The sequence below is a fragment of the Accumulibacter sp. genome, assembly GCF_023806625.1.
GTDB lineage: Bacteria > Pseudomonadota > Gammaproteobacteria > Burkholderiales > Rhodocyclaceae > Accumulibacter.
The window spans coordinates 1-23,395 of record NZ_JAMTDX010000112.1 but is presented as its reverse complement, the minus strand read 5'-3'; the positions used below and the strand labels follow the sequence as shown (position 1 = coordinate 23,395).

General features: G+C 65.3%; 22 protein-coding genes. 11 read left to right on the top strand and 11 right to left on the bottom strand.

Annotation, left to right across the window (positions count from 1 at the left end; translation table 11 throughout):
• Positions 1 to 100: 100 nt before the first annotated feature.
• The gene (locus NFW05_RS17840; protein ID WP_295310039.1) at positions 101 to 760 is read left to right on the top strand and encodes a c-type cytochrome; all 660 of its coding nucleotides are present in this window, start codon (positions 101 to 103) and stop codon (positions 758 to 760) included.
• 130 nt (positions 761 to 890) lie between these two features.
• Here the strand turns inward: NFW05_RS17840 and rpoH are convergent, their stop codons facing one another.
• The 9 genes from rpoH to NFW05_RS17795 all read right to left on the bottom strand — a co-directional run bounded on the left by rpoH (position 891) and on the right by NFW05_RS17795 (position 7,103).
• Positions 891 to 1,751 carry an RNA polymerase sigma factor RpoH gene (gene rpoH, locus NFW05_RS17835; RefSeq protein ID WP_295310037.1) on the bottom strand — a complete coding sequence of 287 codons (861 nt, stop codon included), beginning with the start codon at positions 1,749 to 1,751 and terminating at the stop codon, positions 891 to 893.
• 217 nt (positions 1,752 to 1,968) lie between these two features.
• Positions 1,969 to 2,592 (bottom strand): nucleoside triphosphate pyrophosphatase, encoded by a 624-nt coding sequence (locus NFW05_RS17830; RefSeq protein ID WP_295310035.1) that lies wholly within the window; start codon positions 2,590 to 2,592, stop codon positions 1,969 to 1,971.
• Positions 2,592 to 3,062: a 23S rRNA (pseudouridine(1915)-N(3))-methyltransferase RlmH gene (gene rlmH, locus NFW05_RS17825; protein ID WP_295310032.1), complete on the bottom strand. Its 471-nt coding sequence runs from the start codon at positions 3,060 to 3,062 to the stop codon at positions 2,592 to 2,594. The genes NFW05_RS17830 and rlmH overlap by 1 nt, the downstream gene beginning before the upstream one ends.
• Positions 3,059 to 3,433, bottom strand: coding sequence for a ribosome silencing factor (gene rsfS / locus NFW05_RS17820; protein ID WP_295310030.1), 375 nt, complete (start codon positions 3,431 to 3,433; stop codon positions 3,059 to 3,061). The genes rlmH and rsfS overlap by 4 nt, the downstream gene beginning before the upstream one ends.
• A gap of 7 nt (positions 3,434 to 3,440) precedes the next feature.
• Positions 3,441 to 4,115, bottom strand: a complete 675-nt coding sequence (nadD, locus tag NFW05_RS17815) for a nicotinate-nucleotide adenylyltransferase (RefSeq protein WP_295310029.1) — start codon at positions 4,113 to 4,115, stop codon at positions 3,441 to 3,443.
• Positions 4,108 to 4,884, bottom strand: coding sequence for a BPSS1780 family membrane protein (locus tag NFW05_RS17810; RefSeq protein ID WP_295310027.1), 777 nt, complete (start codon positions 4,882 to 4,884; stop codon positions 4,108 to 4,110). The genes nadD and NFW05_RS17810 overlap by 8 nt, the downstream gene beginning before the upstream one ends.
• A 17-nt stretch (positions 4,885 to 4,901) precedes the next feature.
• Positions 4,902 to 5,645 carry a BPSS1780 family membrane protein gene (locus NFW05_RS17805; RefSeq protein WP_295310025.1) on the bottom strand — a complete coding sequence of 248 codons (744 nt, stop codon included), beginning with the start codon at positions 5,643 to 5,645 and terminating at the stop codon, positions 4,902 to 4,904.
• A gap of 25 nt (positions 5,646 to 5,670) precedes the next feature.
• Positions 5,671 to 6,687: a homoserine kinase gene (locus tag NFW05_RS17800; RefSeq protein WP_295310023.1), complete on the bottom strand. Its 1,017-nt coding sequence runs from the start codon at positions 6,685 to 6,687 to the stop codon at positions 5,671 to 5,673.
• Positions 6,688 to 6,761: 74 nt separating this feature from the next.
• Positions 6,762 to 7,103: a DUF2782 domain-containing protein gene (locus NFW05_RS17795; RefSeq protein WP_295310021.1), complete on the bottom strand. Its 342-nt coding sequence runs from the start codon at positions 7,101 to 7,103 to the stop codon at positions 6,762 to 6,764.
• A 240-nt stretch (positions 7,104 to 7,343) separates the two neighbouring features.
• Between NFW05_RS17795 and polA the strand changes: the two genes are divergently transcribed.
• The 10 genes from polA (at position 7,344) to msbA (ending at position 19,839) form a co-directional block, all read left to right on the top strand.
• On the top strand, positions 7,344 to 10,103 hold the full coding sequence (polA, locus tag NFW05_RS17790) for a DNA polymerase I (protein WP_295310019.1): 2,760 nt from the start codon (positions 7,344 to 7,346) through the stop codon (positions 10,101 to 10,103).
• A 62-nt stretch (positions 10,104 to 10,165) separates the two neighbouring features.
• Complete coding sequence (locus NFW05_RS17785; protein ID WP_295310017.1) at positions 10,166 to 10,684, top strand: DUF2242 domain-containing protein; 519 nt, start codon at positions 10,166 to 10,168, stop codon at positions 10,682 to 10,684.
• 36 nt (positions 10,685 to 10,720) lie between these two features.
• The gene (locus tag NFW05_RS17780) at positions 10,721 to 11,047 is read left to right on the top strand and encodes a hypothetical protein (protein WP_295310015.1); all 327 of its coding nucleotides are present in this window, start codon (positions 10,721 to 10,723) and stop codon (positions 11,045 to 11,047) included.
• Positions 11,048 to 11,204: 157 nt separating this feature from the next.
• Positions 11,205 to 12,125: a mitochondrial fission ELM1 family protein gene (locus NFW05_RS17775; protein WP_295310014.1), complete on the top strand. Its 921-nt coding sequence runs from the start codon at positions 11,205 to 11,207 to the stop codon at positions 12,123 to 12,125.
• Positions 12,107 to 13,309: a glycosyltransferase family 4 protein gene (locus NFW05_RS17770; protein WP_295310012.1), complete on the top strand. Its 1,203-nt coding sequence runs from the start codon at positions 12,107 to 12,109 to the stop codon at positions 13,307 to 13,309. Before NFW05_RS17775 ends, NFW05_RS17770 begins: the two co-directional genes overlap by 19 nt.
• Positions 13,293 to 14,405 carry a glycosyltransferase gene (locus NFW05_RS17765; RefSeq protein ID WP_295310010.1) on the top strand — a complete coding sequence of 371 codons (1,113 nt, stop codon included), beginning with the start codon at positions 13,293 to 13,295 and terminating at the stop codon, positions 14,403 to 14,405. The genes NFW05_RS17770 and NFW05_RS17765 overlap by 17 nt, the downstream gene beginning before the upstream one ends.
• Entirely contained in the window at positions 14,398 to 15,516 is a 1,119-nt protein-coding gene (locus NFW05_RS17760; RefSeq protein WP_295310007.1) for a glycosyltransferase family 9 protein, read from the top strand. The genes NFW05_RS17765 and NFW05_RS17760 overlap by 8 nt, the downstream gene beginning before the upstream one ends.
• A 139-nt stretch (positions 15,517 to 15,655) precedes the next feature.
• A complete protein-coding gene (locus NFW05_RS17755; protein WP_295310005.1) occupies positions 15,656 to 16,663 on the top strand; it encodes a glycosyltransferase family 9 protein in 1,008 nt (335 codons plus the stop codon).
• Positions 16,660 to 17,868, top strand: a complete 1,209-nt coding sequence (locus NFW05_RS17750; protein WP_295310003.1) for an O-antigen ligase family protein — start codon at positions 16,660 to 16,662, stop codon at positions 17,866 to 17,868. The genes NFW05_RS17755 and NFW05_RS17750 overlap by 4 nt, the downstream gene beginning before the upstream one ends.
• A gap of 174 nt (positions 17,869 to 18,042) precedes the next feature.
• Positions 18,043 to 19,839 (top strand): lipid A export permease/ATP-binding protein MsbA, encoded by a 1,797-nt coding sequence (msbA, locus tag NFW05_RS17745; RefSeq protein ID WP_295310001.1) that lies wholly within the window; start codon positions 18,043 to 18,045, stop codon positions 19,837 to 19,839.
• Between the two features lie 62 nt (positions 19,840 to 19,901).
• Here msbA and accC read toward each other — a convergent pair whose 3' ends face one another.
• Both accC and NFW05_RS17735 read right to left on the bottom strand, forming a co-directional pair.
• The gene (accC, locus tag NFW05_RS17740; protein WP_295310000.1) at positions 19,902 to 21,890 is read right to left on the bottom strand and encodes an acetyl-CoA carboxylase biotin carboxylase subunit; all 1,989 of its coding nucleotides are present in this window, start codon (positions 21,888 to 21,890) and stop codon (positions 19,902 to 19,904) included.
• 19 nt (positions 21,891 to 21,909) lie between these two features.
• Complete coding sequence (locus tag NFW05_RS17735) at positions 21,910 to 23,394, bottom strand: acyl-CoA carboxylase subunit beta (protein WP_295309997.1); 1,485 nt, start codon at positions 23,392 to 23,394, stop codon at positions 21,910 to 21,912.
• Position 23,395 lies beyond the last annotated feature (1 nt).

The window sequence follows — 23,395 nt, the reverse complement described above, 5'->3', positions numbered from 1 at the left end:
TTCATAATACCCTGCCTGCGACAATCTGTCGCAGGATTATGACAGAATGGATGCCGTTATGCCAAGTCCAATTTTGCCCCGTGGGGAGGAAGGAAGGAACATGTTCAAGACCGTGTCCATGCTCGGCGTGGCATTTCTCGGGGTCACCGGTGTCGCGCTTGCCGCTGGAAATGCCGAACTCGGGCAGGCCAAGTCGGCAGTTTGCGCGGCCTGCCACGGTGCCGATGGCAACAGCATTGCGCTGCCACCACCCGCCGACCCATGGCCGAAGCTGGCCGGCCAGGTGCCCGAATACATCATCAAGCAGGTCCACGATTTCAAGGCCGGCCGGCGCAAGAACGAGCAGATGCAGCCGCAGGCCCAGGCCGTCGCCGACGTCGATCTCCCCGACATCGCCGCGTACTTCGCCAAACAGCAGATCAGGGCCGAGGAAGTGTCGAACAAGGCGCTGCTCGCGCAGGGTCAGCAGATCTTCCTCAAGGGCAAGGGACGTCCGGATGTCGTTCCGGCGTGTGTCGGTTGCCACGGACAGCACGGCGAGGGGAATCGGGACTGGGCCAAGCTGATGAGCCGGGCGCCGACCGTGCTGGCGCCGGCGATCGGCGGGCAGCACGCGAACTACCTCGAGAATCAGCTCAAGGCCTACAAGGACGGCAGCCGCAACAACGACGAAGCGCGGGTCATGCGCGACATCGCCCGGCGACTGAGCGACGAGGAGATCGTCGCGGTCGCCGAGTACGCGGCGACGCGCAGCCGCTAGTCATCACGGGGTGCGACCGGGGTGCAAGCCACTGCGCTCCCCGGTCTGGGAGTCGGCGCACGCGCTGCGGTACTCTGATCCCGGGAGCCTGCCGTCGATCGGATTTGGCCGTTGCCCGTGGCCAGCCTGATCAGCGGGTTTCGGCCAGCGGCTGCAGAGTGGCGCGCATCTTCTGCAATGCCCTGACCTCGATCTGGCGAATTCGTTCGGCCGATACACCGTACTCGGCGGCGAGTTCATGGAGCGTCGCCGGGTTGTCCTCGGCCAGCCAGCGGGCTTCAATCACGCGCCGGCTCCTCGGATCGAGGCTGACCAGAGCGCTCTGCAGCCCTTCGCCCTGCAGCTGGTCTCTGGCGCGTGCCTGCAACACCTCTTCCGGGCCCGACGAATGGTCGGCCAGATAAGCGATGGGCGCCAATCCCTCGTCGTCTTCGGCGTTGCCGTCGATGGCCAGTTCATGACCTGAGAAGCGAGCTTCCATTTCGACGACCTCGTCGGGTTTCACGCTCAGCCGCTGGGCAATCTGGGCCACCTGTGGTGCCGTCAGAACCTCGCTGTCCCCCTTGAGGCTGCGCAGGTTGAAGAACAGCTTGCGCTGGGCCTTGGTCGTCGCCACCTTGACCATTCGCCAGTTCCTCAGCACGTACTCGTGAATCTCGGCTTTGATCCAGTGGATGGCGAAGGAGACGAGCCGCACGCCGCGCCGCGGGTCGAAGCGCTTGACCGCCTTCATCAGGCCGACGTTGCCCTCCTGAATCAGGTCGGCATGCGGCAGGCCGTAACCCAGGTAGCCCCGCGAGATGGCGACGACCAGGCGCAAATGCGACAGGACGAGCTGCCGCGCAGCGTCGAGGTCATCTTCCTCACGAAAGCGGGTGGCCAGCGTCAGCTCCTCTTCCTCGCTGAGCAGCGGGAATTGCCTGACTGCCTGGATATAGGCGTCGATGCTTCCGACCGCAGATACCGTCGGTAATGCCAGCGCACGAGCCATGTCGGTCGATCCTCCTTCAAGATTCAGGGACAATTTTAGCACTCGCTGCGTTTGAGTGCTAATCGGCCAGAAAGTTCGCCATCGTCCCATCCGATCCACGGATCCCGGCTGTCGCCCGACTTGTCGCCGCACCAGCGGCAGGCTCTCTCAAGAAAACGTTCTGCAGGTGCTTGTCTTCTTGCCGAACACCTGCCGCCACTGGTGGCGGTCGGGTTGCTCAGAGGAGGCAGCCGAAGTGCCGGAGTAGCCTCCCGGTCTCGCAGAGCGGCAAACCCATCACGCCGCTGTAGCTCCCCGCGAGATACTCGACGAACAGGGCGCCACGGCCCTGGATGGCGTACGCCCCGGCCTTGTCCATCGGCTCGCCGGTGGCGACGTAGCGACGGATTTCCCGCTCGTCGAGCCGACGGAAACGGACCTCGCTGATCGACAACGCGACTTCGAGGCGCTCGCCGGACCCGATTGCTACCGCGGTCAGCACCCGGTGCGTCTTCCCCGAAAGCCGCTGCAGGATGCGCACGGCGTCCGGTCCGTCGCGCGGTTTGCCGATCAGTTCCCCGGCCAGCTCGAGCGTCGTGTCTGCGGCGAGTACCGGCCGATGAGCGGCGAGCCGCCTCGCGGCGACGAGTCGCCAGCCGTGCGCTGCCTTGTTCCGGGCCAGCCGTTCGACGTAGATCGGTGCGTCCTCTCCGGGCAACGGCGTTTCGTCTACGGCAGCATCCTCGCGGGGTGGATCGCGAAAGATGATCGTCGCGAAGCGCACGCCGATCTGCGCGAGCAGTTCGCACCGGCGCGGGCTGCGCGAAGCCAGGTAGATGCTGGGCAACCCATCGGCGAACATCAGCCCTCCCGGTGGTAGGGATGCTTGCGCAGGATGCACGCCGCCCGGTAAACCTGCTCGCAGAGGAGCAGGCGGGCCAGCCCATGGGGCAGGGTCAGGCTCGACAGGCGGATGCTGTCGTCGGCCTGCCGGATCAGGCTCTCATCGAGCCCATCGGCGCTGCCGATGATCAGCGCCGTATCGCGACCGTCGTGCATCCAGCTGTCGAGACGCTCGGCGAACCGGGCGCTCGTCAGGTCGACGCCGCGTTCATCGAGGGCGACGATTCGCTGGCCTGCTGGCGCCGCGGCCAGCAGGCGCGCCTTTTCGGCAGCCAGCAACTGTTCCCGGGTCTTCGAGCCGCGCGGCTCGGGCCGGATCTCGACGATCGACGTCGGCAGTTCGCGCGGCATGCGCCTGACGTACTCGCGACAACCGTCGTCGACCCAGGCCGGTGGCCTGTGCCCGACGGCCAGGATGCGCAGCTTCATCCGCTGGCCACGAGTTCCTCGGTGGCCGCTTCGCGCGCTCGCCAGGGCCCCCTGCCTCCCCACAGTTCTTCGAGGTCGTAGTAGCTTCGGACGGCCGGTTGCATCAGATGGACGATCACGTCACCGAGGTCGACGAGAATCCACTCGCCGGCATCCTCGCCTTCACACGAGAGAATCCGGGCCCCCGCTGCGTGCGCCTTTTCCTGCACGTTGCGGGCCAGCGCCCTGACCTGTCGGTTCGAGTCACCGCTGGCGATGATCATCCGGTCGAACAGCGCGGTCAGGCGAGTGGTGTCGATGACTTCGATGTCCCGGGCCTTGATGTCTTCAAGCGCGTTGATCACTAGTCTTTCCAGTTGAGCGAGCTTCATGGCTGGGTCAGCACTCCAGGTAGAGGTTTTCCCTTCGAATGTGGCCGATGACACTTTCGGGGAGGAGGTAACGCACGCTCCGGTGCCTGGCGAGGAGATCGCGGATATGGGTCGCCGAGATGGCCAGCGGAGTCATGGCGAAGACGACGATCCGCCCCGAGGGTGAGCTGGCGAGAAGCTCGGGTTGGGCACACAGGCGATCGCGCAAGCACTCGGCGAGCAGCGGCGGGAGACGCTCAGGCTGGATAGGGAAGCCTGGACGATGGGCGACCGCCACGTGCGCCAGTTCGAACAGCGCTTCCCAGCGATACCAGTCCGCCAGGCCAGCAAATGCGTCGGCACCGACGAGCAGGACGAGTGGCCGCAGTGGACCACAATGGTCGTCGCGCCGCAGGCGTTCGAGCGTCGATACGCTATAACTCGGCGCGTCGGTGTCCACTTCGCACGAGTCGACCTCGAAGCGGAGATTGTCGCTGGTCGCCAGCCCGACCATCGCCAGCCGGTCCCGGGCGCTGGCCATGGGCGGCCGGCGCAGCGCTGGCCGTCCGGCTGGAATCCAGCGGATCCCCGCCAGATCGAGTGCTTCGGTTGCTTCCTCGGCAAGGCGCAGATGCCCGAAGTGGATGGGGTCGAAAGTGCCGCCGAAGATTCCCAGAGGCTGCCCGCAGGACGGGTCAGACATCGCGTTCCGGTCTGACGAAGACGTCCCGGTAACTGACGTAGAAGCTTGCGAACAGCGTCGGTGCAAGCACGAGGGCGATCAGGATGGTTGCCAGACCGGTCATCACTGCCGCTCCGTCAGGCAGCAGAGCAGCGATCAGACCAATCAGCAGCGCCGGAGCCAGCGTGGCCACCAGAGCGATGGCCAGCGAGTAAACGAGGAAGGCCCGCCAATTGCGCAGGCAGGCGACGAAGCTGAAAAACAGCGCCTTGGCTGCCGGGACACCATGCCACCCGGCGAGAACAGGAGCGTACCAGTAGGCCATGATCACCGGGCAGAGGAGGATCAGCGAGACCTGCGTGGCGAGCAGCAGGGCGCCGCTCTCGACCGCCTCGTCGTCGGGCTTGCGACCGGCGAGCATCAGGCGCATCAGGGCGCCGTCGTCGGCCAGGGACGACACGGCGAGAATGGCGACGGTGGCGATCAGGTAGATCCCGCCAAGGACCAGCAGCGTGCGCAGATTGCTCGCAAATCCCGAAAAGAGCAGTTGCGGCCGCACAGGTGCCCCCCGGTCGATGTTCCGGCAGGCGTTCATCAGGCTGACCGAAAAGGCGGGGATACACAGCGTCGTGGCGATCGTTCCGAGAAAGGGAATGACGTTTGCCAGCGCCATGAGCAGCCAGTAACTCACCACCAGGAAGGTCAGCATCAGATGGCTCTTGCGGAAGATGCGGAAGCCGTCGATCAGCCAGCGCCAGCCCTGGGCAGCCGGAAGGGTGAATGCTTGCATGAGTGTGGTCGTCGTATTCAGGCGTGGATGAAGATATCACGATATGAAGCATACATCGAGCCAGCGACTACCGGACCGAGAACCAGAAAGCCCAGTCCGAAGGGCAGTGCCGCTAGAAATGCGAGAACCAGCACGATCAGCGCATAGACCAGCAGGACGAAAGTGTTTTTCAGGCAAGCGGTGAAGCTGGCCGCGAGAGCCCTCGCCGGCGGGACCTCGTTGAAGACGACGAGTGCTGGCGCGAACCATAGCGCCATGAGGACGGGCAGAGAGAGCGCGAGCCAGCTTCCGCCCGCGAGGAGGATGCCGCTGAGTGCCAGAGTGATGCCGGTCGCCGAGCCGATGGCGAGGCCACCGGCGACCCCGCCACCGGCGAACAGCAGCGCCACGCCGACGACCAGCAGCATCGCCGCCAGGTAGGCGAGGCCGAGTGTGGCGAGTGGACTCGTGCTGCGCTCGAAGCCAGCGAAGACGTCGCTTGCCGACAGGGCCTGCCCTTCGACTGCCTTGCGTGCCGCGAGCAGCATGCCCGCGGCGAGAATCGGGCTCAACAGATGCGCGGCCAGTTGGCCGATCCACGGAACGATCGCCAGACCCAGGTAGATGACGATCAGGATCATCGTCATCGCGCTCCAAGCAGCGGGATTGACCACGTAGATCGCCCAGCCCTGTCTCAGCCACGCGAAGGCGTTTCCAGGGCCTACGCGACGACTGCGTGCGCCAAACGGCGGGGCAGGGATCGGGAAGCGATCGGCCGTCAATGGTGCGTCCGCTGTGGGCAGGCATTCAACGCCGATGGTTCCGCGCTGACGGGGAGTTGCGGAGCGTTGCTGGCGACGGTTCGAGCGGCGCCACCTCGGCTGGCCACGGCTCGCGGTCGGCGCCGGCGATGCGCGCGCCGAGGATCGCCCTGAAGCAGTCTGGATCGCGTCTGACTACTAGGTCACCGGTTCGTGGGCAATGCCGGTCGACGAGTCTCGAGACCCAGAAGCGCAGCGCCGCCGCGCGCAGCAGCGTCGACCACGCCGTCCGCTCGCTGGCGAGCAGGGGCCGCTGGCGGTGATACGCCGATACTAGGGCGACGGTGCGCTCGCTGTCCAGCGACCCGTCGGCCGAAAGGCACCAGTCGTTGGCCGTGACGGCCAGGTCGAACAGAAGATCGTCGGTGCCGGCGAAGTAGAAATCGAGCACCCCGCTGACCTCGCCGGCGACGAACAGGACGTTGTCGCGAAACAGATCGGCGTGGATGATGCCGCGCGGCAGCGATGTCGGCCGACTCGCCTGCTGATGGCTGATCTCGTCGCCAAGCAACTGGCTTTCCCCCTGCTCCAGACACGGCATGATCCGTTCCGCGGCACGCACGCACCAGTCCAGGTTGCGCGGATGTGGCCGGTATTCCGGGAAGGAACTCGCAGCAACGTGCAACCGGCCAAGCAGGGCGCCAACCGCCGCGCACTGTTGCGGAGTCGGCAGCCGCCTGGAAATTCCGGGAAGGCGGGTGAACACTGCCGCCGGTCGGCCCTCGAGTTCGCCGAGGAACTCGCCCCGGGAGTTGGCGACGGGCACCGGACACACAATGCCGCGACCGGCGAGATGGAGCATCAGCCGGACGTAGAACGCGATCTGCTCGCCGGTGGCCTCCTCGAAAAGCGTCAGCACGTACTCGCCTTTCGCCGTGCCGAGAAAGAAATTCGAGTTCTGAACTCCTTCGGCGATTCCTTCGATGCTGTCAAGCCGGCCGAGCCGATAGGCTTCGAGCCAGACTGCCGTCGCTTTGTCGTCGAGTTGCGTAAACACCGACATCGGGCGAGCTTCGGCGAAGACGTCTCAGCGGCCGTCGATCGCTTTCGAACGCCGGTGCGGCCAGTCAGTCGGTTTCAGAAAGTTCCGATCACCCACATCGGGACGCTGACGTCGGGTGCTCCCATCGTCTCGCGGGTGAAATTGCCATCGCCCTCGCGGTCGACGAGGTAATAGGGTACGCCGTGTTCGGGAGTCACCTTGATCCGGTAGAGCTTGCCGTTGATCCGGTGCTCCTCGACAGTCTCGCCTTCGCGCTTGGTGATCGTCACCTGCGGCTCCAGCGCGGCGTCGAGTGGGGCCATGTCCGGCGGTGGCGGTGGGGTTGCAGGCAACGGCTGCAAATCCGTCCGGTTCTGGGCGAGCGCCGGCACGGTGGCCAGAGCAAAGGCAGCGAGCAGGACACGCAAACGAGGCATGGGGTCAGGTCCGGGTTGATTGACGGGCGATCTGCGCCATCAAGCAAACATTTTAGTACAAGTTGGCGAGCGGCCTCGGCACGCGTCATAGAAAGCGGCGCCTGGGGAGACGAACCGCAGCCGCGCAGGCGAAGTCTGCCATAATCGACTTTCGCGGAGCCGAGCGCCGCCTGATTCAGAGCCGCGGCCGGGTTGTCCCGGGTGCCACATGGCTCGCTCCGGTCCATATCGCGGCCTACGATGCCCATGCTGCTGCTCGTCGACGGTTCTTCCTACCTCTATCGCGCTTTCCATGCGCTGCCCGACCTGCGGACGACACGTAGCGAGCCGACCGGGGCGATACATGGCGTACTGAACATGTTGCGCCGTCTCGAGAACGACTATCAGGCAGGGGGGATCACGCTCAAGGCCTGCGTATTCGATGCCCCGGGCAGGACCTTCCGCGACGAGTGGTATCCGGAGTACAAGGCCAATCGCCCGCCGATGCCCGACGACCTCGTTCGGCAGATCGAGCCACTCCACGCGGCGATAGCCGCGCTCGGCTGGCCGCTGCTGATCGAGCGGGGTGTCGAGGCCGACGACGTTATCGCCACTCTCGCGACCCGGGCAGCTGCACGCGGAATCTGCGTGATCGTGTCGACTGGCGACAAGGACCTCGCCCAACTCGTCGGCCCGCACGTCACACTGGTCAATACGATGAGCGGCGAAGTGCTCGACGAGGCGGGGGTTGTCGCCAGGTTCGGTGTCCCCGCCTCGCAAATCGTCGACTACCTGACGCTGGTCGGTGATCCGGTGGACAATGTTCCCGGGGTTGCCAAGGTCGGCCCGAAGACCGCGGCGAAGTGGCTCAATGAGTACGGCTCGCTCGACGGCCTGTGCGCGGCGGCAGCCGGGATCGGTGGAGCGGTCGGCGAAAGCCTGCGCCGGTCGCTCGATTTCCTGCCGGTCGCCCGGCGTCTGGTGACCGTGCGCCGCGACCTCGATCTGCCGGTCGCGCCCGAGGATCTCGTGCCACGCCCAGTCGACCGACAGCGACTCGGCGAACTGTTCACGCATTACGAAATGCGCAGTTGGCTCAGGGAGCTTCAGCAGGGTCAGCAGGGCGCTGACGAAAAGGACGCGGGCGCCGGCCCGGCAACGATCCTGCAGCGCCAGCCCGCAGAGCAGTCCGACTGCGCCCACCGCCAGGCCTACACGACGATCCTCGACCGCCCAAGCCTCGACGAGTGGCTCGGGAAGATAGGGGCCAGTCCGCTGACCGCGCTGGATACCGAGACGACCAGCCTCGATCCGTTCGCCGCCCGGCTCGTCGGCTTCTCGCTGGCCGTCGCTCCCGGCGAAGCGGCCTATCTGCCGTTGGCCCATGACTATCCCGGTGCGCCACAGCAACTGCCTGCCGGCGAGGTCTTGATGCTTCTCAAGCCCTGGCTCGAGTCGGCCGCGCATGCCAAGGTCGGTCAGAACCTCAAGTACGATCAGCACGTCCTGGCCAATCACGGCATTCGCCTGGCCGGCGTGCGCCACGACACGCTGCTGCAGTCATACGTGCTCGAATCAGGCAAGGAGGGGGTCCGCGGGCACGATCTCGGCCAGCTCGCCGAACGGCATCTGGGCTTGCCGGCGATCGCCTACGAGACTCTTTGTGGGAAGGGAGCGAGCCAGATCGGCTTTGCCCAGGTGGATATAGAGCGGGCTGCCGAATACGCTGCCGAAGACGCCGACCTCTGCCTGCGCCTGCACCATGCGCTCCATCCGCAAATCCTCGCGGACTCCGGCCTGACCCGGGTCTACGAGGAGATCGAGATTCCCGTGCGCGAGGTCCTCTTCCTCATGGAACGGACGGGTGTGCTGATCGACGCCGAACTTCTCGTCCGGCAGAGCCACGAAATCGGGCAGCGGCTCGTCGAGCTCGAGCGCCGCGCACACGCCGCGGCCGGTCAGCCATTCAACGTGAACTCGCCAAGGCAACTCGCCGAGATCCTCTTCGAGCGGCTCGGTCTGCCGGTGAAGAAGAAGACACCCTCAGGAACGCCGTCGACCGACGAGGAAGTTCTCTCCGAACTGGCGCTCGATTACCCGCTGCCGAAAATCCTCCTCGAAGCGCGGCAGCTTGCCAAGCTCAAGGGAACCTACACCGACAAGCTGCCGAAGATGGTCAATCCGGCGACGGGTCGGGTGCACACCAGCTACGCGCAGGCGGTCGCGGTCACCGGCCGGCTGGCCTCGAGCGAGCCGAATCTGCAGAACATCCCGGTGCGCACGAGCGAAGGGCGCAGGATTCGTGCTGCGTTCATCGCTCCGCCGGGATGCCGAATCGTCTCGGCCGACTATTCACAGATCGAACTGCGCATCATGGCTCATCTCTCGGAAGACGAACGCCTGCTCGATGCTTTCGCGCGAGGCGAGGATGTCCATCGGGCGACGGCGGCGGAGATCTTCGGTGTCCGGCCGGCTGAAGTCGGTCCCGACCAGCGGCGCGTGGCCAAGGTGATCAACTTCGGCCTGATCTACGGAATGAGCGCCTTTGGTCTCGCCCGGCAGCTGGATCTCGAACGCGGAGCGGCGCAGGCGTACATCGAGCGGTACTTCGCACGTTACCCGGGGGTCAGGGCGTACATGGAGAGAACCCGCGAGCAGGCGAGGAGCCGCGGGTACGTCGAGACGGTCTTCGGCAGGCGTCTCTGGTTGCCAGAGATCCGTTCGGGCCAGACCGCCAGGCGTCAGGCGGCCGAGCGCGCGGCAATCAATGCGCCGATGCAGGGGTCTGCGGCCGACCTGATCAAGTCGGCGATGATCGCCACTCAGCGCTGGCTCGACAGCGATCGGCTGCACTCGCGTCTGCTGATGCAGGTGCACGACGAACTCGTTCTCGAAGTTCCCGAAGGCGAGTTGTCCGGGGTCCGTTCCGAATTGCCGCGGCTGATGAGCGCCGTCGCGAGCCTGCGCGTTCCGCTGGTCGTCGATGTCGGCGACGGCGCCAACTGGGACGAGGCGCATTGATTCCTGAACACGCCTGGACGATCGCAGGACGCCGCCGGCGGAGTCTACTGACGTGGCCTGCCTTGCTCGGACTGATCAGCATGCTGCTCGCTTGCGGCGGCGCGCCGCGCAGCGTCACTGTTTATCAGAACGAACGTTTCGAGCCCAGCGAGACCTTTTCGCGCCTGTTCGACGCCAGCGTCGAGGCGACCTGCGAGGCGGCACGCCGCGCCCTGCTTGGCCAGGGTTACCTGTTGACTGCCGTGCGGCCCGACTCGCTCAGCGCGACCAAGAACTTCCAGCCCGAAGGCGACGTGCATGTGCAGATCGTCTTCAACGTCGTCTGCGCCCCGGAACCCTCGCCAGCCGGGAGCGTGACGACGGCCTACGTCAGTGCCGTCCAGGATCGCTACGTGCTCAAGAAGAGCCCGAACTCGGCGAGCGTCGGCGTCGCTGCCCTCGGCTCGCTGTCGATCCCGTTGACCGCGAGCGACGATTCGCTGGTCAGGGTGGCCAGCGAGACGATTCCCGCCGGGCAGTTCTACGATCGCTTCTTTGCGCTGATGTTGCGCAACCTCGTCGCCCACCCGGGTGACGAGTAGCCGGAACGGCGCTGGCGCAGGTGGCCAGGTGGTTCGATGAACAGCGATCGGGGGACACCGATTCCGGCAAGGGCGGAGACGCTGAAAGTGCTGCGTCTGATGAGCCGTCGCGAGCCGATCATGATGCTTCCCGGTGACGAAGACGGCTACGGCACGCGCTGGACGCTCAGCGGGCAACAGGTTCAGCCGGCGATCGCCAGCTACCTGATGGCCCAGGGCTTCATCGCCGAGACCGGGCGGACCGACTTTGGTGCGCGGAAGCTGACCCTGACTCCCGCGGGCCTGCGCTTTCGCGAGAACGGGATTCGCTGGTGGTCGGAGCTCAGCTTCCTCGGCAAGCTGAAAGTGATCATCCTCGGCTGAGCGAGCAAGGCGGCCGTTGATCCGTAGCCGCATGCCGGTTCGGCCGAACGGCGCCACAGGGCAGTCGGGAAAGCGGCTATACTTGCCGCCGCTCACAATAGCCGGGACGACCGTCGGCCGGGACGGGCATTCCGGGCCGAACTCACCGAAGAGGGCCATGTCCCTACCCTGCGTTATCTGGCGTGTCGTTGACGGGAAGCGGGGCCACGAGCGTCAGACAGAGGGCCTGATTCGGGCGCTGGCGCGGCTGCTGCCGGTGATCGTGCGGGAAGTCCACGCGCTTCCGCGCGGACGGGCCTTGTGGTCGCTCGTCACCGGGCGCTGGCCATCCTGCGCAGAAGGCGCTCAAGCGCCGGACCTGATCGTCGGCGCCGGTCATCGTACCCACCTGACGATGCTCGCTGCGCAACGCGCCCGGGGTGGGAGGACCATTGTCCTGATGAACCCGAGCCTGCCCCGTTCGTGCTTCGATCTGTGCATCGTCCCGCGGCACGACGACGTGCTCGAGGCGGCGAACGTGCTGCTCACCGTCGGCGCGCTCAATGCGGTAGAGCCTTCGCGCGAACTCGACCTGAAAATCGGCCTGATCCTGCTCGGTGGGCGCTCGGCCCACTATCGCTGGGACGACGCGGCGGTCGCGGGGCAAGTCCGGTCCCTGTGCCGTGCGGCCGCACAAGTGACTTGGCGGGCGACGACTTCTCCGCGAACGCCGGAGGCCACCGTAGCGCTGCTCCGCGGACTCGAGATCGGCAACTTGCAGTTGACGGCCTTCGACGAGGCTCCTCTCGACTGGCTCACGAACCAGTTGCGTGAGGCCGGGCAGGTCTGGGTTTCGCCGGACAGCGTGTCGATGCTCTACGAAGCGCTGACCTCCGGTGCTGCGGTCGGTGTGCTCGACCTGCAGCCGACCGGGAACGGACGGGTCGTCCGGGGAGTGAACGATCTGCTCCGCGACGGCAAGGTGACCGGCTACGCGGACTGGCTGGCGGGCCGGCGCCTGCAGCGACCGGCGGAAGAATTCGACGAGGCCGCACGCTGTGCGCGCTGGATAAGGCAGAGATGGTTTCCCGATCGCTGAGCGTCCTGCAGGTCCTGCCTTCTCTGGAGAGCGGCGGGGTCGAACGCGGCACGCTGGAGGTTGGGCGCCATCTCGCCGGACAGGGGCATCGCTCGTTGGTCATGTCGGCAGGCGGGCGCCTGGTCGATACGTTGATCGCCGAGGGCTCGGAGCACTTCTGCTGGCCGGTCGGCGAGAAGGCGCCGCGCACGCTGCTGCTGATTCCGCGCCTGCGCCGCTTCCTGGCCGAGCAGCAGATCGACATCGTGCACGTGCGCTCGCGCTTGCCCGCCTGGCTCGTCTACCTCGCTTGGCGGGCGATGGATCCGGCAGTGCGGCCGCATCTGGTCAGCACCTTTCACGGCTTCTACTCGGTCGGCCGCTACAGTTCGATCATGGCCCGCAGCGAGCAGATCATCGCCGTGTCCGAGAGCATCGCCGAGCACGTCGCCCGAGAGTACCGGCCTCAGGCTCCGGTGACGACGATCCATCGTGGCATCGACCCGGCGGAGTACCCGGCAGGCTATCGTCCAGCCGAAGAATGGGCGCAGGCCTGGGCCGACGAGTACCCCCGGCTGCGCGGAAAATGCCTCGTCACGCTTCCGGGGAGGATTAGCCGGCTCAAAGGACATCACGACTTCGTCGAGCTGATCGCCCGCCTGAAGAGCGCCGTGCCCAACGTCCATGGGCTGATCGTCGGCGGGCAGGAGGAGAGGCACCGCGGATACGTTGCCGAGCTCGAGCGGGCGATCTCCCGGCGCCAGCTCGAATCGCAGATCAGCTTCACCGGCCATCGCGCGGATCTCAGGGAGATCATGAGCGTCTCGTCGCTGGTCGTGTCGCTGTCGTCGAGGCCCGAGTCGTTCGGGCGGACGGTCACCGAGGCGCTGGCGCTCGGCGTGCCGGTCGTCGCCTACGCTCATGGCGGGGTCGGCGAGATCATGGCCGCGATGCTTCCCTCGGGTGCCGTTCCGGTCAATGATCTGGCCAGGCTGCACGAAGTCTGCCTGCGCTTTCTGAGCCAGCCACCGGTGATTACCGCTCTCCCCGAGCGCTTCACGCTGGCCTGCATGCTGCGCAGGACGCTAGCCGTCTATGAGGCGCTCGCGGGCGACGGCAGGCGGAGCGCTGGTTGCGCGGCCAGCCTGCCCGGTCGGGCGCCGGGTCGCCAACAAGAGGATAGCGGACTTGCCCGCCAGGTCTGAGGCATCGTCCGGGTCGATGCGCGTGATCCAGGTCATCGGGAGTACCGGTGGGGGCGGTGCCGAGGCGTTCTTCGTCCGGCTGTCGAATGCCCTGCACGAGGCTGGGGAGAATCTTGTCGCGGTCAGTCAGCCGTGTAGCCAGGTTGCCGGAGAACTGCTGCCGGGCCTGCCGCAGCAGCATGTGAGGATGCGCGGGGTGTGGGACTTGTGGGCGCGGTGGTGCCTGAAACGGATCATCGGGCAGGTCCAGCCAGCCATCGTGCAGACCTGGATGGGTCGAGCGACGCGGCTGGTCTCGCTGCCACGGGGCAGGCGTCCGATTCACCTGGCCAGGCTGGGAGGCTACTACAATCTGCGCGGGTATCGCCACGCGCATGCCTGGGTCGGGAATACCGCCGGAGTCTGCGACTACCTGGTGCGCAACGGCTTCCCTGCCGGTCGCGTGCACCATGTCGGCAATTTCGTCGATCTCGCCCAAGACGTGGATCCCCTCCGCAGACTCGATCTGCGCCAGCAATACGGTGTTCCGGAGGAGGCGATGCTGATCGTCTCTGCCGGACGACTGCACCCGATCAAGGGCTTCTCCGATCTGCTCGGAGCCTTTTCAGTGTTGCCGCCATCGGTCGGCGAGCGACCGGTCTGGTTGCTGATCGCCGGAGCTGGCGAGATGGCGTTTGCGCTGCGTGATCAGGCCGGGCATCTGGGCATAGGTCAACGCCTGTGCTGGGCCGGTTGGCAGCGCGACATCGGGCAGGTGCTCGACATCGCCGACATCGTCGTCTGTCCGTCGCGTCAGGAAACGCTCGGCAACGTGATCCTCGAGGCCTGGGCTCACGGAAAACCCGTCGTATCGACAGCAACCCAGGGGGCTCTCGAGATCGTGATCGATGAACACAATGGACTGATCGTTCCCTGCGCCAGACCTGACGATCTGGCGAGTGCCCTGCGCGAGTTGCTGACCGCCGACGAGCGGACGCGGTCTTCCCTGGGTGAAGCCGGCCGCTCGACGGTTCGGCTTCACCATGGCCGACAAGCGGTCGTCGATCAGTACAGGGCGCTTTACCGCCAGCTGGCGGGAAGTGCGGCTGATGCCTGAGTCATCGCGTCCGGCTGTTCTGTTGTTCCGCGAGTCGACCCCGGTGCAGGGGGCTCCGCCGATCGAGAATCTGCCGGCCCGCACGGAGATCAGGCGAATCCTGATCGTCAAGTGGGGCGGTATGGGCGACGTGGTGATCAGCACGGCGATCATCGAGGACATTTGCAGAGCGTTCCCTGGCCGTGAGCTCGACCTCAACGCGATGCCGCCGTGGGACCGGCTGTTCGCCCGCGACCCACGCTTCTCGAGAGTCTGGACGGTTGACCTGCGCAGGAGCGAACGGGGTATTCGCGGCGCCTGGCGCTGGCTGCAGCTCGCGCGTGGCGGGGACTACGATCTCATCGTCGACCTGCAGTGCAACGACCGCACGCGCCTGCTGCTGTCCGCGCTGATCTGCTCGAAGTGCCGAACGTGCTGGCGGATCGGCAATCTGCCGGTCTTTCCGTACAATCTCTCGGCAGCGAGGATGCCGCAGGAGACGCACGTCTTTCAGCGCCTGCGGGCCTGTCTCGCGGCGGCGGGCATTCCCGCGCTGACCGCGCGACCGGTTGTTCACTGGTCCGACGAGGAGAGCCAGCGTGCGCGCGCGATCCTCGTCGAACACGGCGTCGTACCCGGGGAGTTCGCCCTCTTTCTTCCCGGCAGCCATGCGGCCGGGCTCACCAAACGCTGGGGGGTAGACAACTACCGCCGGCTCGCCCTACTGTTGACCAGGCGAGGTCTGGGTCGTATCGTTCTGCTCGGCGGGCCCGACGAGATCGACGAGTGCGCGGCGATTGCACGCGGACTCGAGGAGCGCGTCGTCGACCTTTGCGGCCGGACGAAGCTGCTCGAGCTGCCGCCGATTGCCGCAGCCGCTCGCTTCGTCGTGGCCAACGACACCGGGACAGCACATCTCGCCTCGGCCAGCTGTTCGCGAATGCTGGTCATCTGCGGTCCGACCGATCCGCGACGGGTCAAGCCGGTCGGAGACGGAGTGGTCGCGATCCAGGCGGACTTGCCTTGCCGGAATTGCTATCTGAAGACCTGCAGTCACCATTCGTGCATGAAGGCGATCACTCCTGAAGACGTGGTCGCCCTGCTCGATCAACAGATCGATCGGGGGGGCTGATGAACGTCGCGCGGTGGCGGGCTGAATTGGTCCTCTGCCGGCCGCGGTCCTTCGCGGCAAGATCGGCGGGGCAATCGGCTTCGCCGCGCGAGGCGCCTGCCCGGCGGGGCCGTCGACCAGCCGGCAGACGAGGTCCGGGATGAGCGAGCCGTCTGTCCGGGAAGGAGTTCTGGTCGTCCAGCCGCTGCCGGGCATAGGCGACATGGTCTGGCACGTGCCGCACTTGCTGGCGATCGCACGTCACGAACCCGAGGGTCGTGTTTCGGTGCTGACCAAGGCTCGATCGCTGTCCGATCAGCTGCTCGCCGGACTGTCCGAGGTGTCGGAAGTGCTCTGGGTCGAACGCAAGCCCGGTCGGCACGACGGAGTTCGCGGGTTGCTGCGACTGGCCTCGGAGCTGCGTGGCAGGCGCTACCGCAAGGTGTGGATCCTCCACGACAGCAGCCGTTATACGATCGCCGCGTGGCTGGCGGGAATTCCCCACCGGGCGGGCATCGCTTCTGGCTGGCAGCGTCTTCTGCTGACCGATCGCCCGGCGCGACCGGTACCGGCCGGGGTTCATAGCGTCGAACGGGCGAACCGGTTGCTACAGGGGCTGGGCTTGCAGATCAGCCGTCCGGTGCCGTTGGTCGTGCCGCCGGAGCAGAGTCGTGCGGAGGTTCGCCTGCGCTTCAGCGGCCTCGCCCGGCCGTGGCTGATCCTCGGCATCGGCAGCAGCGAAGCGTACAAGCAATGGGGTGCCGAGAACTTCTCGATGCTGGCCGGCGCGCTGCTCAATGGCTACGGGGGAAGCTGTTTCCTGCTCGGCGGCCGTTCGGAAGAGCACATGGCCGCAAGCATTCGTCACTCGGCGATCAGCCAGGGCGCCGTGGTGCCGCTGATCCAGCAGCCTCTGCAAGAGATCATCGCGCTGCTCGCCGAAGCACGGCTGTTCGTCGGAAACGATACAGGCATGCTCAATCTCGCCGCCGCTTGCGGCGTGCCGAGCATCGGCCTCTTCGGTCATCCGATCTCCGCCTGGGTGGCGAGCAGTTCGCCGTGCATCCATCCCGTGTATCCGCCGGCAGGCCTGTCGACTGAAGGTGTTCGACAGATCAGGCCGCAGCTCGTCCTGCAGGCGATCGAAAGGCTAGGAGTCCTTGAATGATCGGACAGTCGGTCGGCGAAACTCTGCGCAACGGCTTCTATCGGTGGGGATGGCTGATCGCCGTCTATCTGCCGCTGGCAGGAGTCGCCGGTCGCGCGGCCTTCAATGTCGTCAGCGGGATCTATTTCCTCTGGGCGGCCGCGTCGATGGCCGCGACCCCGGGGCTCGCCGCTCATTTCCGCGAGCAGCGAGCGTTTCTCGTCGCCTATGCGCTGATGCTGCTGGCTTGGGTGTTGAGCCTCACCCAGGCAGCCGACGCGGGCGGAGGAGCCTACCACCTGCTGCGCTACGTCCAGTTCAGCCTGACCGGTGTGTTTACGCTCGTCGCCCTGCAGCAGAGTCCACGGCAGTTGGCCCGGCTGGCTGGTGCACTGGCGTTGGCAGCGCTACTGTTGATCGTGCTGCTCTATCTCGAGTTGCCTTACTACCTGTGGGCCGTCCCTTTCGACCCGACGATGCAGCTTCGCGAGGACAACCTGCCCTGGTTGTTGCCATTTCTCCTGCTCGCCCTGGCGAACCGTGGGTACCGCCGCTGGTTGATCGGGGCGACGATCGTTGCCTTTGCCGTCTATATCGGTCTGTCGCAGGGGCGCGCTGCTCTTCTTGCCATGCTCGTCGCGCTGGCCGTGTTTTCGGCCTTGGGCTTCCCGATGCGCAGGCGTTACTGGGTGATCACCGGCGTCGGCATTCTGGTGATCGGGATTCTCCTCGGACAGCGATTCTTTCGTGTCCGTACGGCGATCGGTTTCAACTTTGCGACCGTCGACCGGTTCTTCTCGGGGAGGGCCGGCATCTGGTGGCAGGCGCTAAGCAGTCCGCCCGACAACGTCTGGCTCGGCGTTGGTTTTGGCAATCTTTCGAGCCATCTCGACATCCTGCGAACGCGAATCGACATAGACGAGGTGGCTGTGAAACACCTGCACAACTTCGTGCTCGACGCGTGGTTCGAAACGGGCCTCGTCGGCCTGTCCGCCTTTCTCGTCCTCCTTGCCGTCGTCATCCGTCACGTGTCCCGCGTCTGGCCGAAGCTGGACACGGAAAACCGTCGTGCTGCTGCGGCGCTGCTTGCTGCGGTTGCGGCGCTATTGACTGCCGGTCTGCTCAGCTTCTCGTATGCGTCGAAACAGTTCTCCCTGTATCTCTATCTGCTCTTCGCCGGCCTGCTGGTGCTTCGTGCGAGCGGAACGCGCCCGGCCAGTCCGTAACCAACCTCCGGGCCGCAGGGATCGGGAAAGAGCCAGCAGCGCCGCGGCTGCGAGCCTGCTCACGCGACCAGCAAAACGTGTCTCAGAGCGTTATTGACCCGTTCAGCACGGCGTCCGATCCCGTCGGCATGGTACACTCGGCCATCACGCCCTGAGGCCGCCCCCCGTTCAGCCATGTCGCCAGTAGATCCTGGCCCTCTCCCTTCATTGCGCATCTATCTGCGGTTGCTGAGCCATCTGCGGCCGCTCGTTGGCCTGTTTTCGGTCAGCATCGTCGGCTACCTGATCTTCGCCTCCTCGCAACCGATGCTCGCGGGGATTCTAAAGTTTTTCGTCGATGGCCTCGCCGCCCCCGGAGCGACGAGGCAGGCGGTTCCCTGGCTCGGGCCCCTGGACCTCATGCACGCCGTTCCGCTGCTCGTCGTGGTGGTCATCGCCTGGCAGGGAATCGGCTCGTTCCTCGGCAGCTACTATCTCGCGAAAGTCTCTCTCGGGCTGATCGACGACCTCCGGTGCAGGCTCTTCGACGCGCTGTTGCGCCTGCCCGACGCGTATTTCGCCCATCACAACTCGGGTCACCTGATTTCGCGCATCACTTACGACGTGACGATGGTCACCGGCGCGTCGACCGATGCGCTGAAGGTCGTCATACGCGAAGGGCTGACGATCGGCTTCCTCTTCGGCTACCTGCTGTGGATGAACTGGAAGCTGACGCTGGTCCTCGTCGCCATCCTGCCGCTGATCGGCTCGGTGGTCATCCGCGCGAGCCGCAAATATCGCCGTCAGAGTCGGAAGATCCAGGCGGCGATGGGCGACCTGACCCACGTCGCTTCCGAGATGATCCAGGGGCACCGGGTCGTGCGCAGCTTCGGCGGCGAGCAGTACGAGTCGGGACGCTTTCACGCGGCGAGCGCGGAGAACACGGCGAAGCAACTGCGCATGGTGCGTACGACGGCCGGCTACACGCAGATTCTCCAACTGGTCACCTTCAGCGCGATGGCCGCACTGCTGATGCTCGTCCTGCTCTTGCGCGGCGACGCTTCGGCGGGCGACCTGGTCGCCTACCTGACCGCGGCGGGGATGCTGCCGAAACCTGTCCGCCAGCTTTCCGAGGTCAGTTCGACGATCCAGCGCGGTCTCGCCGGCGCGGAGAGCATTTTCGCCCAGCTCGACGAAGAGCCCGAAGAGGATCATGGGACGATAGAGCGCGACCGCGTTGCCGGCCACCTGGAGGTCAGACACCTCTCCTTTGCCTATCCGGGCAGCAGCCAGCCGGTACTCGAGGACATCAGCTTCACGGTTGCGCCGGGGCAGATGGTGGCTCTCGTCGGCCGCTCGGGGAGCGGCAAGTCGACGCTGGCGAGCTTGATTCCGCGCTTCTACAAGCATGATTCCGGGCAGATTCTGATCGACGGGATCGACGTCGAGAGTTACACACTGCGCAACCTGCGGCGGCACATCGCACTCGTGACCCAGCAGGTCGTTCTGTTCAACGACACGGTGGCGAGCAACATCGCCTATGGTGACCTGGCCAACGCGCCGCACGAAGCCGTCCGGGAAGCAGCTGCGGCGGCGCACGCGTGCGAGTTCATCGACCTGTTGCCCGACGGTTTCGACACGCTTGTCGGCGAGAACGGGGTGATGCTCTCCGGCGGACAGCGCCAGCGGCTGGCGATAGCCCGGGCTCTGCTCAAGGACGCGCCGATCCTGATCCTCGACGAGGCGACCTCGGCGCTCGATACGGAATCGGAACGCCACATCCAGAATGCTTTCGACCGTGTGATGGCCAAGCGAACCACGCTGGTCATTGCGCACCGCCTGTCGACGATCGAAAGGGCAGATCTGATCGTAGTCATGGACCAGGGCAGGATCGTCGAACGTGGCAACCATGCCGATCTGCTCGCCGCAGACGGCTACTATGCGCGCCTGCACGCGATGCAGTTCAGCGAGCACGCGGAGGCATCAGGCTGAAACAGGAACGCCCACCAGGCGGTGGGCGTTCCAGCTGCCGGAGAGCCCGGTCAGGGCCAGGCTCAGTCGAATTCGAGGATCACCTGGTCGACCGACAGGCTGTCGCCCGGAGCGGCGACGACCTTCTTGACCTTGCAGTCGCGTTCGGCCTTGAGCACGTTCTCCATCTTCATCGCTTCGATGACCGCCAGCTTCTCGCCGGCGTTGACCGCCTGTCCTTCGGCTACGGCGATCTCGCGCAGCAGGCCGGGCATCGGCGAGAGGAGGAACTTCGAGAGGTCCGGCGGCACCTTCTTGGGCATCAGCGCGAGCATCCGGGCGGCGTTGGCGGTCATCACGGTGACCTTGACGTGCTTGCCGAAGTGTACGACGCGATAGAGCAGACCGATCCTTTCGAGCTGCAGGCAGATCGGCGTGCCGTTGCACGTGCCGCGAAAGACCAGTTCGCCGAACTTCCAGTCGGAGACGAGATCGTAGCGGTCGACGCCGTGGGTTACCGAGTAGCCGCCTGGAATCGGTACGAGCGAGACCGGATAGTCCTTGCCTTCCATCTGCACGACCCAGCCGGTCCCCACCTTGCGCTCGTGTCCGGGCATCTGGTCGCTGATTTTGACTGCCCGATCGATGTAGCGGCGACGCCCGAAAGCGGCGATCGCCGCGAGCAGGCCTGGGTCGTCGTGCACGACGTTGCTGGCGTCGAAGCCGTTCGGGAACTCCTCGGCGATGAACGACGTCGTGAAGATCCCCGAGAGGAAGCGAGGGCTCTGCATCAAAGCCGCCTGGAAGGGGATGTTCGAGTCGATGCCTCGGATCACGAAGGCGTTCAGCGCGTCACGCATGCGGCTGACCGCCTGATCGCGTGTCGCGCCGTGACAGATCAGCTTGGCGATCATCGAGTCGTAATACATCGAGATCTCGCCGCCCTCGAAAACGCCGGTATCGACGCGCACCTGGCCTTCGACGTTCTCGGGCGGCCGGTACTTGACCAGCCGGCCGACCGACGGCAGGAAGCCACGGAACGGGTCTTCGGCGTTGATCCGGCACTCGATCGCCCAGCCGTTGATTTTCAGATCGTCCTGGGTGAACGGCAGTTTCTCGCCGGCGGCGACGCGAATCATCAGTTCGACGAGGTCGAGACCAGTGATCATTTCAGTGACCGGGTGTTCGACCTGCAGCCGCGTGTTCATCTCGAGGAAATAGAACGACTTGTCCGAGCCGACGACGAACTCGACGGTACCCGCGCTCTGGTACTTGACGGCCTTGGCCAGGGCGACTGCCTGCTCGCCCATCGCCTTGCGGATGCTTTCGTCGATGAACGGCGAAGGCGCTTCCTCGAGCACCTTCTGGTGACGGCGCTGGATCGAGCACTCGCGTTCGAAGAGATAGACCGTGTTGCCGAACGAATCGGCGATGACCTGGATCTCGATGTGGTGCGGCCCTTCGACGAACTTCTCGATGAACACGCGGTCGTCACCGAAACTGTTGCGAGCTTCATTGCGGCACGAGTCGAAGCCCTCGGCGGCTTCCTGGTCGTTGAAGGCGACGCGCAGCCCCTTGCCGCCGCCGCCGGCCGAGGCCTTGATCATCACCGGGTAGCCGATTCCGCGGGCGATGGTCACCGCCTGAGCCGAGTCGGCGATTTCGGCGTTGTAGCCGGGAATCGTGTTGACCTTCGCTTCCTGGGCCAGCTTCTTCGAGGCGATCTTGTCGCCCATCGCGGCGACCGAGTAGTGCTTGGGTCCGATGAACACGACGCCGCTCTCTTCGAGGCGGCGCGAGAACTCTTCGTTCTCGGAGAGGAAGCCGTAGCCGGGATGGACCGCTTCGGCGCCGGTCTGCTTGCACGCGTCGATGATCTTGTCGATCACCAGGTACGACTCTTTGGAGGGTGCCGGTCCGATGCACACGGCCTCGTCGGCCATCAGCACGTGCATCGAGTCCTTGTCGGCCTCCGAGTAGACGGCAACCGTCCGGATGCCCAACTTCTTGGCGGTTCTCATGACCCGGCAGGCGATTTCGCCGCGGTTGGCGATCAGAATCTTCTTGAACATCTCGGTTTCTCCCCGGGTATCAGAGCGGAATGTTGCCGTGCTTGCGCCACGGGTTCTCCAGTTTCTTGTTGCGCAGCATGGCCAGCGAGCGGCAGATGCGTTTGCGCGTCTCATGCGGCATGATCACGTCGTCGATGAAACCGCGCGCGCCGGCGACGAAGGGGTTGGCGAACTTGGCCTTGTACTCGGCCTCACGGGCAGCGAGCTTGGCCGGGTCGTTCTTCTCCTCGCGGAAGATGATCTCGACCGCGCCCTTCGGACCCATGACGGCGATCTCCGCCGACGGCCAAGCGAAGTTCACGTCACCGCGCAGGTGCTTGGAGGCCATCACGTCGTAGGCTCCGCCGTAGGCCTTGCGGGTGATCACGGTGATTTTCGGTACCGTGCACTCGGCGTAGGCATAAAGCAGCTTGGCGCCGTGTTTGATGATCCCGCCGTATTCCTGGGCGGTGCCGGGCATGAAGCCCGGGACGTCGACGAAAGTTATCACCGGGATGTTGAACGCGTCGCAGTAACGGACGAAGCGCGCCGCCTTGATCGAACTCCTGATGTCCAGGCAGCCAGCGAGGACCAGAGGCTGATTGGCGACGATGCCGACGGTCGAACCCTCCATGCGCGCAAAGCCGATGACGATGTTCTTGGCGTATTCCTTCTGCAGTTCGAAGAAGTCACCGTCGTCGGCGACCTTGATGATCAGTTCCTTGATGTTGTACGGCTTGTTGGGGTTGTCAGGGACCAGCGTGTCGAGCGAGAAGTCGAGCCGCTCGGCGGGATCCTGCACCGGAACGTGCGGCGGCTTCTCGCGGTTGTTCGAGGGCAGGAAGCTGATGAAGCGGCGCAGCATCATCAGCGCTTCGACATCGTTTTCGAAGGCGAGGTCGGCGACTCCGGACTTGGTCGTGTGCGTCACCGCCCCACCGAGTTCCTCGGCAGTAACGTCCTCGTGGGTCACCGTTTTCACGACGTCGGGACCGGTCACGAACATGTAAGAGGAATCCTTGACCATGAAGATGAAGTCGGTCATCGACGGGCTGTACACGGCGCCTCCAGCGCACGGTCCCATGATCAGCGAGATCTGCGGGATCACTCCCGAGGCGAGCACGTTGCGCTGGAAGACCTCGGCGTAGCCGGCCAGAGAGGCCACGCCTTCCTGGATGCGCGCACCTCCGGAGTCGTTGAGGCCGATCACCGGTGCGCCGACCTTCATCGCGTGGTCCATGACCTTGCAGATCTTCTCGGCATGCGCCTCGGAGAGCGACCCGCCGAAAACGGTGAAATCCTGCGAGAAGACGAACATCAGGCGACCGTTGATCGTTCCGCAGCCGATGACCACGCCGTCACCCGGGACCGACTGGTCGGCCATCCCGAAGTCGGTGCAGCGGTGCTCCATGAACATGTCCCACTCTTCGAAAGAGCCGGAATCGAGCAACAGCTCGATACGTTCACGGGCGGCCAGTTTGCCCTTGCTGTGCTGGTTGTCGATGCGTTTCTGGCCACCACCCAGA